This is a genomic window from Chryseolinea sp. T2 (genome assembly GCF_037203685.1).
GTDB lineage: Bacteria > Bacteroidota > Bacteroidia > Cytophagales > Cyclobacteriaceae > Chryseolinea.
The window spans coordinates 322,412-335,993 of sequence record NZ_JBBCAU010000002.1; the positions used below are offsets into that span (position 1 = coordinate 322,412).

Consider the following 13,582-nt stretch of genomic DNA (forward strand, 5'->3'; position numbering starts at 1 on the left):
CATGGATACCGCAAAAAAGGTCCTCGTCATCGCATACTACTGGCCTCCTAGCGGCGGGAGCGGCGTACAACGATGGCTGAAATTCGTAAAGTATCTGCCTGAGTTTGGATGGAAGCCTCACGTGTTTACTCCCGAGAATCCTTCCTATCCTGTTATTGATGAGTCTCTGCAGGAAGACGTTCCTTCGGAAGCAATAATTGTTCGCTTTCCGATCTGGGAACCCTACGACGCATTTCGAAAATTGTCTTCAATATTCGACGGTAAGAAGAACGCGAAACCTGTGGGCACCTCGATGGTATCTGCCAGACGATCCAGCACATTTCAACGCCTGAGTACCTGGATACGGGCCAACTGGCTTGTTCCGGATCCACGAGTGTTTTGGGTTAAGCCATCGGCAAACTTCCTGCACGAATACATTCAAAAGCACGACATAAAAAGAATCATCACAACCGGACCTCCGCACAGCGTGCATCTCATTGGGTACGAGTTGAAAATGCGCAATCCGAATATTGCCTGGCTTGCCGACTTTCGCGATCCCTGGAGCGAATGGGGATTCCTGGATAGCCTGGGCGTTGGCGCACGTGCAAGAGCCGCGCATCGAAAGGCTGAACAAAAGGTACTCAGCAAATGTGATGTTATCCTGACAATCACGCCATTTTATAAGCGCCAGTTTGCAGCGCTCTCGGGACGTGAAGTGACACTGCTGACAAATGGTTTCGACGAGGCAGACTTTAAGGACCTGGTAGTGTCGAACACAACAAAGTTTGTGATCCGTCATGTAGGCACCATAAATGAAAAGTGTGATCCAAGACCATTCATTCTAGCGCTGGCCGACCTTATACATATCGATCCCGATTTTCGTCGCGATGTTCAGCTTGACTTCGTCGGCGACGTGCACCCACAGTTCAAAGAGTTCGTTATCAGTCTTCCTGGTGTGAGTAGTATTACCTCGTTTACGCCGCCTGTTCCTCATAGTGCACTTATCGGCCTTTATGGAACTTCAAGTCTGTTACTCCTCGTACTAACCGGTTATAAGGATGCGGAAGGTTATATGCCGGGAAAACTATTTGAATACATAGCCACAGGATTGCCGATATTGGGCGTAGGACCCGAGCAGGGTGATGCCGCCCAGCTTCTGTACGAAAGTGGTGCTGGAAAGATGATCGATGGAAATGAAGCGGCAAACATAAGGAACAGCTTGTCAGAGGCGTACCAGCATTGGCAAAGAGGAACCATGTTGACTCATAGCGCATTGGATGACCGTTATTCGCGCCGCGGAATTACCCGTCAGCTGGCAGACCTGTTGTTGACGGTCGGAACGAAAAAGCGATGACTTTATACGCCAAAATCATGTACTTAGAGAACATCAACTTTCTGATAATCCCTGATCTGGCACGCAAAGCAATTCTCAATTCTCAATTCTCAATTTTCAATTCTTGATCAGCAAACGCTTTTTAAAGAGCTCTCTTATCTACACGCTCGCCGGCATTTTGCCAATGGCGAGTGCACTGATCCTCTTTCCACTTTATGTATACCATCTCTCTCTGGATGCATACGGTGCTTTAAGTATCTATCTTGTCTTCATCACGCTGGTTCAGATCCTCATCACCTTCAGTTTCGACACTTCGGTATACGTTCACTATCATGAATACAAGAATGACTCTGCAAAGCTTGCTGACTTTGTAGGTTCAGCATTCGTGTTTATGTTGATGTCGGGTGTTGTAGTGGCGACACTTTTGTCGCTGGCAGGTGAAATGATTTTCCAGCTTGCTTTACCAGGACAGAATATCTCGTTCTTCCCCTATGGCCTTGCGTCAGTGGGTACCGGCGTATTCCTTGCCGTGTTCAAGGTGCACAGCAGTTTACTGCAGACCCGTGAGAATCCCGAGCTGTTTCTGTGGTCTAACGTAATGGTGCTGTCACTGATCGTCGTATTCACGGTGATAGGATTGCACTTTTATCCGCACTCTCTTGCTGGACCTGTTTACGGTCGGCTCTTGGGAGCATTCTTCCCTTTTCTGTGGGTGTTGTGGAGAATCTTCAAGGAGTTCGGGTTGCGTTTTAATTTTCATTGGCTGAAAGGAAGCCTGGCCTTCAATATCTATGCGTTCGTGTATCAGCTGCAACAATGGTTCATTAATCAGTTCGATCGCGTTGTGATGCTGTTATATCTAACGTTGGCCGACGTTGGCGTTTACGACGTTGCTTTGAAGTGTCTTCTGCCGATTGAATTACTCATGAATAGCCTGCAGAGCGCATTTTATCCGAGGGTCGTCTCTCAGCTCATGGGTAAGACTGATCAGCGGGGCGCTGAAGAAGTGAACCGTTATTATCATGGCCTGATTGCAGTCGTGATGCTTTTGGTTACGGGCAGCATTCTTACGTTTCCGATTGCCATCAAAGTATTTGTACTCAAACTATTTTCGAACAAGGCCGCCTATGCGGATGCCGTGCAGTACATTCCGTATATAGCGGTCATATATCTGTTTAGGGTCATCAAGATGTATTTTGCCATCCCTTACAACACTTTAAAGTACACCCGTCCGCTTCCTGTCATTTACCTTATCGTAGTCGCCATCAAGATAATCCTGATGATCTTACTGATGCAGCATATGCAGATTTACGGAGCTGTTGCAGCATCGCTTGTCAGTGCTGCTGTCGAGGTGTATTTAATGAAGCGTTTCATGAAAAACAGATTTGTCTACCGCTATAACGTCTTTAAGGTTGTTGTTGCCCCCACATTGATGTTGTTATTGATCATCACGCTCGAGCCTTTTATACCGGATTCATGGAAGTGGACGGCACACGGATTTTATTTTGTGGTGTGTATAGGACTTCTGGTGTGGACCTATCGAAACGAGCTCAAGTGGGTGAATCCTTTCGGTCAAAAGAAGGAAGGAGCTTAGTCATTGGCGTCATGCTGAAATCGCCATTAAACAAAGCAGCAGGAATTGGTTAATTAGATCCTGGCAATGGCAATAATGGATGAGGCATAGGTGAAGTCCAGTGCCGGCTTTTTGCCAACCATTCCCGTCAGTTTGTGTTTGATCAGGTCAATCGTATCTAGTGGTATACGGTTGGAGAACTTGATCTCTTCAGTGACCATCCCTGCCTGATAAAGCACTTTTGCCAGCGTATAGGGCGTGAACCAATACCGGTGATCTGAATTGATCATCTCTACCGAAGACTTCGCCATTCGCATGGTGATTCGGGTCCATGCATTCGGTACGGTAACGACGATGCGATCGATTATTCCGGAGTAATTTGTTCGAATCGATGAAAGGAACTGGACCGGATTATCGATATGCTCAAGCAATTCGCCAAGGATCGCATAGTCCCATTTATTGTTTGCGATCCTTTCAAACTTGTCCGTAGTGAAGTTGCCCAACACGATGTTGTTGTACCCGAACTTCGATTCAACGTAACGAAGTGCTTCTTCGTCAATGTCAACGCCGATACAGTCTGAAGCGACATCAGTTAATTCCTTGTGTAACCATTGTCCCCGGCCGATTTTGTCTGCTATAAGCGGCTGATGATCGAGACAACCGAGATGTACAACCTTCTTGCCTCGCGACATCTCCGTCAGGAAATTAACACGATTGGGTATAGGCTCCTTGTATGGGAGCGGAACATCTATCCGGTTACTGAATTTTTCTCCCCGCAGATATCGCCACGTTTCGTCATCGAACGTCATGTGAGCTTTTGAATTTCAGCGACAAAAGTAGAGAAATTCTTATCGGCGTTATAGTTTGTCTTCCAGTTTTGAAACGCCGCCTGACGCATAGCCTTTACGTCGGCCGGTGAAAGTTCCAGAACTTCGGTAATAAGTCGAGCAATGGTCAGGGGAGAAGCATCAACGTCGAAGAGCCGGCCGGTTTGATCCGAAACAATCTCCGGGATGCCACCGACACGTGGAGCCACCACCGGAATGCCAAATGATTGGGCTTCCATGATAGTTACCGGAATCCCCTCAGCCGAGCTCGTATTTACGAAAACATCTATATGGTTCTCGCGGTAGAACTGCATGAGCTGATCGTTGGTCCTCGAACCAGGTAATTGATAAGTGATGTTTGCTTTGGCACCCAAACGCTCCTTTGCCCTGGTCTTAATTTGTTCTTCAAGCGGCCCGCCGCCTATGTGAATCCATTGGATGTCGACGCGGTCGATTTGTTGCAGGGCATCTATCAAAACGTGCACACGTTTCACCTCAACGAGAAATGAACAGCTGACAACAGTAAGGCGACCACCGCCTTTCTCCGGAGATTTTCCGGCAGTCGTGGTTCCCAATCTGGCTACCTGTATTTTCAGGCTGTCTGTATCAGTGGTCTGTCGTCGGAGATGAGCAGCTGCGTCGTCCGAGATGGCAAAAACCCGATTAAGCTGATGAACCAGCGTTCGTCTGAAAGGAAGATACTTGTTTTCATTCCTGTATTCATAGACGTCGCCGCCATGTGCTCTTGAGAGCCGGACAATTCGCAGACGCCCTGAGGATACGAAGGTTGTCGCTAACGCCGAAGAAGTTAACCAGTACGAGTACAGAACTACGTCTCCTGTAATCCCTTCGTTATCGAGGATCCGGCGTATATGATGCGCCGTTTGCAAACCTTTCACAAGGTTATGCGTGATTTCATCCAGAATGTAGGAGGTCAGTTTCCTGTTGTGTTCCTTCAGCCATCGCAATTCATCACGTACGTATTGCCAAACTTTAAATGCATGCCTGACGCATAGTAACGCCGTAGTGATATTCTCGGCGGGAGAACTTCTTGGGTTTACGCGATGCGCTGTTGCTCCATGCAATGGACGCTCGCCTGCACTTGTAACATCGCGGCACAAGATGATAACCTTACCAAAGTTTTTCGTGAGGGCAGGTAGTTCATTCTCGAGGAAAGATTCATACAGACCATATGGAAAGTGATTCGTAATCAGGACAACACTGGCCGCATTACCCACTTTTTGTTCATCCTTATGTGATGATTTCCTGCTCATGCATTTGTCACTTCGTTCACAAGATGTAAAATGATAGCAGCATTCTTTTCTGCATTAAGGTCTAACGCCGCTAACGCAGACCTGTTCTTGAACGACGTGATATCCGAGGCAGTAAGTGGCATAAGTTTTTTAGCGAGTGCCACTGGCGTGAAGTCACTGGCTATGACACCAATGTGATACTGCTCTACGATCTCGGCCATCTCAGGCGTTGGGCCAATGGCAACGGCCAATCTTCCCTGAATGAAATCGAACAGCTTATTGGGAAGCGTGTTCTCATAATTAAAATTGATCGGTGGAAGAAGGAACACTCCTATATCGTAGGTGTTTACTGTTCTTACGACCTGCGTTATAGGAACGGGATCGCGCACGGTGATACGCGAATCGTTTGCGGCAAGTTGCTTCAAATCTCCTATGTAGCCGGCGGTAGCAGCGGAAGCAAACCCTGGTTTCAGTAGAATTAGATCGAGTGTGAATCTCTCATCAAGGTGGCGCATCATCTCGATCATAAGCTCGAGACGCCTGGATGGTGTAGCGATACCGTGATGGACCAGCCTGATCTTTCCTGCATGGAGTTGAGACGGCTGAATGTCTGTATATACATTGGCATTCATAACCACTACCGGTCGCCTTCCGAAATTCTTTTCGTATTCGCGCGCCAGTCCCTTGCCAACGGTCATCATACCCGAAACTTTGGGAATGTATTTACGGCAAAGCCAAGTATTAAAACCCTGGAAAAATATCCGCCAGGAGCGCTTGTCTTCAAAATGACGTGGCGCGTATTCGTGCGCATCAAATATAACACGCGCATGTCCCGGAAAACGAAAAGCTATGGGAAGTGTCTCAACGTCGTTCGCTATAATGATATCGAAGTTTCTGCCACTTAAGTCATCTGCCAGATAATAGTAGTTGTGCAGGATGCGATGCGCCAGTGAATACCAGCGTAAGAGAAGGAAGACGCTTGCAATTGCTTTCCGGAGGAACGTGAGATTCGTGGGTGTGATTGAGATCACCTCAAATCCCTCTTCCTTTTCGCCGGAAAAACAAACCACAGTGGTCTCGTAATGATCCTTCAAAGCAAGAACCTGCCGGCGGACACGTGCGTCGTGCCTGAAATTGCTCAGGACAATAACAAGAAGCTTTTTTTTCATGCGGACAACTTCGTCGGCTTGATGCGCCCCGGATTGTCTTTTACAAATCGCTCCCAGGAGGCCGCGGTCGCTTTAGTCGTATTCTTTTGGTAATGATGGCACAACGCTACCGCCAGCGCATCGGTTGCATCTAGCAACTTCGGTAATTCCTTCAAAGCGAACAACGTCATCAACATTTTGGCGACCTGCTCCTTCGAAGCATTGCCATTACCTGTAACCGATTGCTTCACCTTCTTTGGTGCATATTCAATGATGGGCAATTGCCTCGACAACGCAGCAGCCATTGCCACACCCTGTGCGCGTCCCAGCTTAAGCATCGATTGGACGTTCTTTCCAAAGAACGGCGCTTCGAGTGCAACTTCATCAGGACTGAATTCTTCAACTAATGTGATTACCCGTTCAAAGATCTTCTTCAGCCTCAGTTCATGGCCCGCGTACTTGCTCAGGTGGATAACCCCAAACTGCAACAGACTCACATGACTTCCGCGAATTAGGATCACCCCGTAACCCATTACATTAGTGCCCGGGTCGAGACCCAGAATGATCTTTTCCTTTTCTACTTTAACCACGCAGCAAGATAGGGAGTCAGAATAAAATAGTGAAATTGCGCCATGCCCTACATCATTGAATCTGCATTAGGGGCCTTTTTTGCGATCTACCTGCTGATCGTATGCGTGCTGGTGGTTGGTTGGATCAGAGCGCAACGAATACCAGTAACCGCAGCGTTGAGCCATGTCAAATCAAGTGACTCCCGGTCATTGATTTCAGTCTTAATCGCTGCACGCAATGAGGCAAACCGGTTGCCTTTGCTTATCCGTGATCTTAAACAACAACGCGGATGTAATTTTGAGGTCATCATTATCAATGACGGTTCCGAAGATGAAACCGTAGTACACTCGCTCGACGCAATCGGTGGGGACCCACGATTCTCACTGATAGAGTCAATTGCAAGGGGAAAAAAGGCAGCATTGACCTTAGGTGTTTCACATGCCAAAGGTAGTATCATTCTCACTACCGATGGAGACTGCCGTGTTGGTCCGGAGTGGATTGCCGACATGACCAGCGCCTTTTATGATCCATCTCTTATGCTGGTGTTTGGCCCTGTCAGGATAATCGGTTCTTCGTCTTTATTTGACAAGTTGCAGTCCATTGAGTTTACTTCGCTCATAGGCGTCGCAGCCGCGACGGCTGCGTTGCAAAAACCTACTATGTGCAATGGAGCAAACTTATCTTATCGAAAGGAGGTCTTTGCAAAGGTTGGAGGATATAGTAGCAACCTGGACGTACCTTCCGGAGACGATGAGTTTTTGATGAGGAAGATACTTAAGGTGTATCCCCGGTCTATTCAATATTGCAGTGGTAGAGGCGCCATGGTAACGACAGCACCAGCATCCACCCTTAAGGCTTTTTTTCACCAGCGACTGCGATGGGCGGGAAAGTGGAGGTACAATGACGAGCCAACCGCCCAGCTACTGGCAACATATGTGTTCTTGTTTCATCTAACGACCATTCTATTGCCCTGGCTGCCATTGTTTCATATCGTCACCCCGTCTTTTGCCATCGCCGGATTTACCGCCAGGGCTGTCGGTGAGCTGGTGTATCTAAAAATAGTCACTGAAAAGTTGGATATACCCTGGAGGTGGGGGGCATTTTTCGTCTTGCAGTTCGTTTACAGTTACTATGTTGTTGTCGTGGCTATCTGCAGTCAATTCTTTGAATTCGAGTGGAAAGGGAGAAGACTCAGATCATTCTCTAATCAGGGATCAATACCCGACACAAAAGAAGAGATTTCGACCTTGCCACACGGCACACGCCGATAAACTCCCCATATGCGCCGTCCAGAATACGCAAAAACATTGTGAAACAAGCGGGGTAGCGCCTCTTCTTAATTTCGGTTTTCATGATAACTTTACAGGATAATGACCGAGCAAAGTCTTAAGGCAAAATTCGAAATCAAAGAGCTCGAACTCAACGCGTTGCTTGAGATCACTCAGGCTATTAACAACAACCTTAGCGAAGAGTCGCTCTACAAGATTTACAATTTCACCCTGCGGTCAAATCTAAATATCAAGAAGCTTGCGCTTTTCGTTTTGGACGAAGAATGGAGCTGCAAGGTATGCTTCGGAACGACAAAGGTTTTCACCAAGGCACATCTGCTGCCGGAGTTCAAAACCATTCAGGATATCACTCACCTCAAGCACTTTAAGAAATGTGAGTTCTCGGTGTTTGATATCATTATCCCAGTTACACACAAAAGTACTACGCTTGCACTCGTGTTCGTTGGCGGTCTTGAAAAAGGTGATCCCCGATATGAAAACGAGGACGGCATCAAGTTCGTACAGGCCCTGAGCAACATCATAATCGTTGCTATCGAGAACAAGAAACTCGTGCGCAAGCAATTGGTGCAGGAGTCATTTCGAAAGGAACTCGAGATTGCCAGCGATGTTCAACAGTTTCTCTTCCCCGATAAACTTCCGAACACGCCAAAGCTTAAGATAGAGGCAAGTTATCTTCCACACGACATGGTCGGTGGCGATTACTACGACTACATTCCGATCAATAAGAATCAATTCCTGATATGCGTGGCAGACGTGAGCGGCAAAGGCATCCCCGCTGCTCTCATGATGTCTAACTTTCAGGCGTCGCTGCGTACTCTTCTTCGGCAAACTCCGAACATTCGTGATATCGTTGAGGCGCTCAACTTCCAGGTGTTGGAAAATACCAAAGGTGAAAAGTTCATCACATTTTTTGCCGCTATCTATGACATCCGGTTGCGAACGATGGTATATGTAAATGCAGGACACAATCCCCCTATACTGATCGATCGTAAGAATGGAATGATGCTGCTCGAGGAAGGCTCTACTGTATTGGGTGCCATGCATCCTCTGCCTTTTCTGAACGAAGGGTTCGTGCCGGATATAGACGACTTTTTGCTGTTTTGTTATACCGACGGACTTACAGAAACCGTGAACGAGGAAGGAAAAGAGTTCGGCGCAGACTGGCTTACAAATTATTTTCAATCAGAAGAGACATTCGTAAAGGACCTGAACACAATCCACCAGGATATAATTGTGGCTCTCGACACCTTCAAAGGAATAAAGGGCTATCACGATGACATCACAATATTGTCTTGTCGGGTAGGGTAAGGGTTATATTGCCCCTGTTTTACTTGTAGCATGGTTCACCGTACGCCATTCTTTTTTCCCTGGCTATATCCAACGCTTACCTGGCGCATACCTGACGCGACGAAGAAATTGTTCCTTACCTTCGATGATGGACCCGTACCCGGACCAACTGAATTCGTCGTCGACACATTGGGTGCGGCGAATGTGAAAGGAACGTTCTTTTGTATCGGAGATAACGTCCGAAAGCATCCGTCGGTCTTCGGATCGCTTGTCGCGAAGGGACACCGGATCGGAAATCATACCTTCAATCACCTTAACGGCTGGCGAACATCTACGCAGCGTTACCTGGATAACGTTAATGACTGTTCATCAATCATGACATCGTCTGACACCCCTGAGGGGCAGCCCCTTTTTCGTCCTCCCTATGGACGCATTACTCGCGCTCAGATTAGTGGTCTTACTTCATTCAGGATCGTGATGTGGGATGTACTCACCATGGATTATCGCCGCACGCTGAGTCCTGAGCGATGCCTGCGTAACACAATCGGCGCAGCCCGCGACGGCTCCATTGTTGTCTTCCACGATAGTGTGAAGGCTGAGAAGAATCTTGTGTATGCTCTGCCAAGATTTATCGATCACTTTAAATCGCTTGGCTACGAATTTAGCGTTATACCATCATGAAGGTGATCGTTGCTATTCTGGATTGGGGGCTAGGCCACGCCACGAGGAGTGTACCGCTGATCCAGGCATTACTCGAAAGGGATCTGGAAGTGGTGCTGGCAGGTAATGGAGACTCTCTCGAATATCTTGTTGCAGAATTCCCGTTGCTAAAGGCCATTAAACTTCCTGCTTACGCAGTCGAGTACCCCAGCTCTGGAAACATGACGTTAAAGATGCTAAGGCAGATGCCTCGGCTGAGAAAAGTGATCAAGCGCGAACATCAGGTACTTGAGGAAATCGTAGCCCATGAAGGGGCCGAATTGGTAATATCTGACAACAGGTATGGTTGCTGGTCGGCAAAGGTTCCATCGATACTGATCACGCACCAAACAACGATCCTGCTACCCGCATATATGAAGTGGCTTAGAAAGTCGGTAGCCTGGTATAATCGTAAGTTGATCTACCACTTCACGCAATGCTGGGTTCCGGATTATCCTGGCGCGCATAGCCTCGCCGGTAAGCTGGCCCGCTTTCCCGATGGCATACCTGCCCGGTTCAGATATATCGGGAACCTATCTCGCTTCTCTGGAACATTGCCTCCAATCGCGGTATCGCAAACAACATACGATGTGGCCGTCGTACTTTCCGGACCGGAACCTCAAAGATCTATACTGGAAAACATCATACTCACTCAGCTAACGAGAACAACTCTTCGCGCATTTGTAGTGCGCGGTACGCGTCACCCGACGAAACCTCTCCCTGATGGCGTCGAGGGTGCCGACTTTCTGAACACCGAAGAGCTTGAAGCACTGGTAAACAAATCAGCCTGCGTCGTAGCACGCAGTGGATATAGTACCATAATGGATTTGGCAAAGCTTGGCAAAAAGGCCATCTTCATACCAACCCCCGGGCAAACTGAACAGGAGTACCTCGCCCGCAGACTGAAACTGATGAAGCTTGCCTACTCGGCAACCCAGCGACAGTTTAATCTCAAGCGGGCATGGCGCGCATCGAAATATTATACCGGCTTTAATTTTATGCCCGGACGGTTTAACATGTTGCAGGATAACATTTCCGGTTTGTTGGACTGGATGAACAAACGCACGCTTAAAAAAGCCATACGATGAAGTATTTTTTCAGGAGCTTCGTTTACGCCGTTAATGGCATCTGGTCTGGCGTTACAGATCAGTTAAATCTCAAGGTACAGATCGGCGTAGCTATCGTTGTCATCGGGGCAGGATTTTACTACGCCATCACTCCAATGGAGTGGTGTGTAATACTGTTGTGTATCGGTCTGGTTCTGGGCCTTGAGATGATGAACTCTGCCATTGAAAGCCTGGTCGACCTTGTAACGCTGGAACGAAATCCCCTTGCAGGAAAAATCAAAGACATTGCTGCCGGAGCTGTACTTCTCGTGTCCCTCATCTCTGTAGTCATCGGTGTGCTGGTGTTTAGGAAGTATGTAGAGTAGAATTAAGAATTGTCCATCGGCTGGTCGGCAGAATCCACAACCCTTAGGTTGTGGCCAAATTCAGCCGCAGGCTGCCTGCTAATTCTTAACTCTTAATTCTTAATTCTTAATTCCTCAGGTTCTATTTTTGCCTGATGAACTACTTCGTAGATACCCACGCGCATATTTACCACGAAGATTTTAAAGCTGATCGGGCAGACATGCTGCAACGTTGCCGTGATGCCAAAGTGGACAAAATTTATATGCCCAACGTGGATCATGAATCGATCGATGACATGATGGAACTTGAAAGCCGTTCGGAGGGCATGTGTCACTCCATGATGGGTTTGCATCCCTGCTCAGTGAAGCGCGGCTTTGAGAAAGAACTTTACATCGTTGAAAACTGGTTGGCAAAGCGCCAGTTCGCCGCAGTGGGAGAGATTGGTACTGACCTTTATTGGGATAAAACGCTTTTCGACCTGCAAACGGAAGCCTTCAACATTCAGGTGACATGGGCAAAAAAGTACAGACTTCCTATAGTGATTCATTGTCGTGAAAGCATTGATGAGACCCTCGCCCTGATAGAGAAAGCAAAGGATGACAATCTCACGGGAATATTTCACTGCTTTTCCGGCAATGCAGAACAGGCGAAACGAATCATTTCACTGGGCTTCCTTCTTGGCATAGGCGGTGTCGCGACATTCAAGAATGGGGGACTCGACAAAGTACTTCCTGAAATTTCTCTCGATCATCTTGTGCTGGAAACGGATAGTCCTTACCTGGCTCCGGTGCCTTATCGGGGTAAACGCAATGAACCGTCCTATATCCCTATAGTTGCGTCACGCATCAGCGAGATCAAACGCGTAACGACAGATGAGGTAAGAATCACGACCTCGAAAAATGCAACCTCGCTTTTTAATCACGTCTAGAACATGAAGCTTAGGAAAGTAAATGTCAATACAGCCTCGCCGGGACAGGCCCGTGCACGCATACTGGTCATCTATACGGGTGGAACGTTTGGCATGAGCTATGATCGCGATGGCGTGCTGGTCCCCTTCGACTTTGAATATATACTTACCCAGTTGCCAACTTTGAAGAACCTGGCGCTTGATATCACGGCGTACTCTTTTATAGAACCTATCGACTCGTCGAATATCAATATCGAACACTGGCAATTGATTGCCGGATTAATACACGAACACTACAACGACCAGGAGGGGTTCGTGGTATTGCATGGCACAGATACCATGGCTTATACCGCATCGGCGCTAAGCTTCATGTTGGAAGGACTCGGAAAGCCTGTCGTGATTACCGGCGCACAGCTTCCTATAAGCGATCCGCGCTCCGACGCCCGCGAACACATGATCACCGCCCTCGAGATCGCTTCTGATCAGTCTAACGGTGTGCCTATTGTGCAGGAAGTGTGCATCTATTTTGACTATGAATTACTTCGCGGAAACCGTTCGAAGAAAGTCGAAAGCATGCAGTTCGACGCGTTCGACTCAGGTAATTATCCGGCACTAGCGAAAGCCGGCGTAAAGATCGACTACAATTATCCGTTGATTCGAAAGAACCTGAACTCCGAAACGTTGGTGCTCAGAAAAACCTTCGATACCAATGTTGCCATCCTCAAACTATTTCCTGGAATCTCCAGGCAGGTTGTACATTCGATCCTTACTGTACCAGGCATCAGGGCCATCGTCATCGAAACCTATGGCGCCGGCAATGCGCCCACTTCTGAATGGTTGCTCAGTGAATTGAGGGAAGCTATCGATCGGGGAGTGCTGCTGCTAAATGTATCTCAGTGCCCTGGCGGCCGCGTGCTGCCTGGAAGATACGAGACGAGCCGCCTCCTTCAGCAGATCGGTGTGGTGAGCGGTGCAGACATGACCACCGAAGCTGCCGTAACCAAGCTCATGCTTTTGATCGGTGAATACGGCGTTGAAAAAACGCGAACCATGATCGGAAACGAACTGGCCGGTGAACTGGCCCTTTAGAGCACCAAATTGGGCCATTTTCACCTTTGGAAAACGCACAATTTCTGTATTTCTTTGTGGCCCAATTCCTGGAGAGGTGTCCGAGTGGTTGAAGGAGCACGCCTGGAAAGTGTGTATACTCGAAAGGGTATCGCGGGTTCGAATCCCGCCCTCTCCGCTTGAATTTCCCAATATTCTGGGTGAGCACTTCCTCGCTTTCCATATCGCCGGATATTC

The 13,582-nt window shown here is 48.0% G+C and carries 13 protein-coding genes and 1 tRNA gene; 10 read left to right on the forward strand and 4 right to left on the reverse strand.

Going from position 1 to position 13,582, the window contains the following annotated elements; translation table 11 throughout:
• Position 1 precedes the first annotated feature (1 nt).
• Both WBG78_RS06310 and WBG78_RS06315 read left to right on the forward strand, forming a co-directional pair.
• Positions 2–1,333, forward strand: coding sequence for a glycosyl transferase (locus tag WBG78_RS06310; protein WP_337325546.1), 1,332 nt, complete (start codon positions 2–4; stop codon positions 1,331–1,333).
• Between the two features lie 103 nt (positions 1,334–1,436).
• The gene (locus WBG78_RS06315) at positions 1,437–2,906 is read left to right on the forward strand and encodes a lipopolysaccharide biosynthesis protein (RefSeq protein WP_337325547.1); all 1,470 of its coding nucleotides are present in this window, start codon (positions 1,437–1,439) and stop codon (positions 2,904–2,906) included.
• Positions 2,907–2,959: 53 nt separating this feature from the next.
• Here the strand turns inward: WBG78_RS06315 and WBG78_RS06320 are convergent, their stop codons facing one another.
• Genes WBG78_RS06320 through ruvC form a run of 4 tightly spaced genes read right to left on the reverse strand, consistent with a single transcriptional unit; the run spans position 2,960 to position 6,703 of the window.
• Positions 2,960–3,694 (reverse strand): methyltransferase domain-containing protein, encoded by a 735-nt coding sequence (locus WBG78_RS06320; protein WP_337325548.1) that lies wholly within the window; start codon positions 3,692–3,694, stop codon positions 2,960–2,962.
• Complete coding sequence (locus WBG78_RS06325) at positions 3,691–4,986, reverse strand: glycosyltransferase (protein WP_337325549.1); 1,296 nt, start codon at positions 4,984–4,986, stop codon at positions 3,691–3,693. Before WBG78_RS06325 ends, WBG78_RS06320 begins: the two co-directional genes overlap by 4 nt.
• Positions 4,983–6,134 carry a hypothetical protein gene (locus WBG78_RS06330; RefSeq protein WP_337325550.1) on the reverse strand — a complete coding sequence of 384 codons (1,152 nt, stop codon included), beginning with the start codon at positions 6,132–6,134 and terminating at the stop codon, positions 4,983–4,985. Before WBG78_RS06330 ends, WBG78_RS06325 begins: the two co-directional genes overlap by 4 nt.
• Positions 6,131–6,703 (reverse strand): crossover junction endodeoxyribonuclease RuvC, encoded by a 573-nt coding sequence (gene ruvC, locus WBG78_RS06335; protein WP_337325551.1) that lies wholly within the window; start codon positions 6,701–6,703, stop codon positions 6,131–6,133. The genes WBG78_RS06330 and ruvC overlap by 4 nt, the downstream gene beginning before the upstream one ends.
• A 42-nt stretch (positions 6,704–6,745) precedes the next feature.
• Between ruvC and WBG78_RS06340 the strand changes: the two genes are divergently transcribed.
• The 8 genes from WBG78_RS06340 (at position 6,746) to WBG78_RS06375 (ending at position 13,523) form a co-directional block, all read left to right on the forward strand.
• Positions 6,746–7,954, forward strand: coding sequence for a glycosyltransferase (locus WBG78_RS06340; protein WP_337325552.1), 1,209 nt, complete (start codon positions 6,746–6,748; stop codon positions 7,952–7,954).
• A gap of 99 nt (positions 7,955–8,053) precedes the next feature.
• Positions 8,054–9,280: a GAF domain-containing SpoIIE family protein phosphatase gene (locus WBG78_RS06345; RefSeq protein ID WP_337325553.1), complete on the forward strand. Its 1,227-nt coding sequence runs from the start codon at positions 8,054–8,056 to the stop codon at positions 9,278–9,280.
• 30 nt (positions 9,281–9,310) lie between these two features.
• Positions 9,311–9,940 (forward strand): polysaccharide deacetylase family protein, encoded by a 630-nt coding sequence (locus WBG78_RS06350; protein WP_337325554.1) that lies wholly within the window; start codon positions 9,311–9,313, stop codon positions 9,938–9,940.
• Positions 9,937–11,046, forward strand: coding sequence for a glycosyltransferase (locus tag WBG78_RS06355; protein ID WP_337325555.1), 1,110 nt, complete (start codon positions 9,937–9,939; stop codon positions 11,044–11,046). The genes WBG78_RS06350 and WBG78_RS06355 overlap by 4 nt, the downstream gene beginning before the upstream one ends.
• A complete protein-coding gene (locus WBG78_RS06360; protein WP_337325556.1) occupies positions 11,043–11,390 on the forward strand; it encodes a diacylglycerol kinase family protein in 348 nt (115 codons plus the stop codon). Before WBG78_RS06355 ends, WBG78_RS06360 begins: the two co-directional genes overlap by 4 nt.
• Before the next feature lie 134 nt (positions 11,391–11,524).
• Positions 11,525–12,298, forward strand: a complete 774-nt coding sequence (locus WBG78_RS06365; RefSeq protein WP_337325557.1) for a TatD family hydrolase — start codon at positions 11,525–11,527, stop codon at positions 12,296–12,298.
• Between the two features lie 3 nt (positions 12,299–12,301).
• Positions 12,302–13,366 carry an asparaginase gene (locus WBG78_RS06370; protein ID WP_337325558.1) on the forward strand — a complete coding sequence of 355 codons (1,065 nt, stop codon included), beginning with the start codon at positions 12,302–12,304 and terminating at the stop codon, positions 13,364–13,366.
• Positions 13,367–13,436: 70 nt separating this feature from the next.
• Positions 13,437–13,523: transfer RNA gene (locus tag WBG78_RS06375), tRNA-Ser, on the forward strand.
• Positions 13,524–13,582 lie beyond the last annotated feature (59 nt).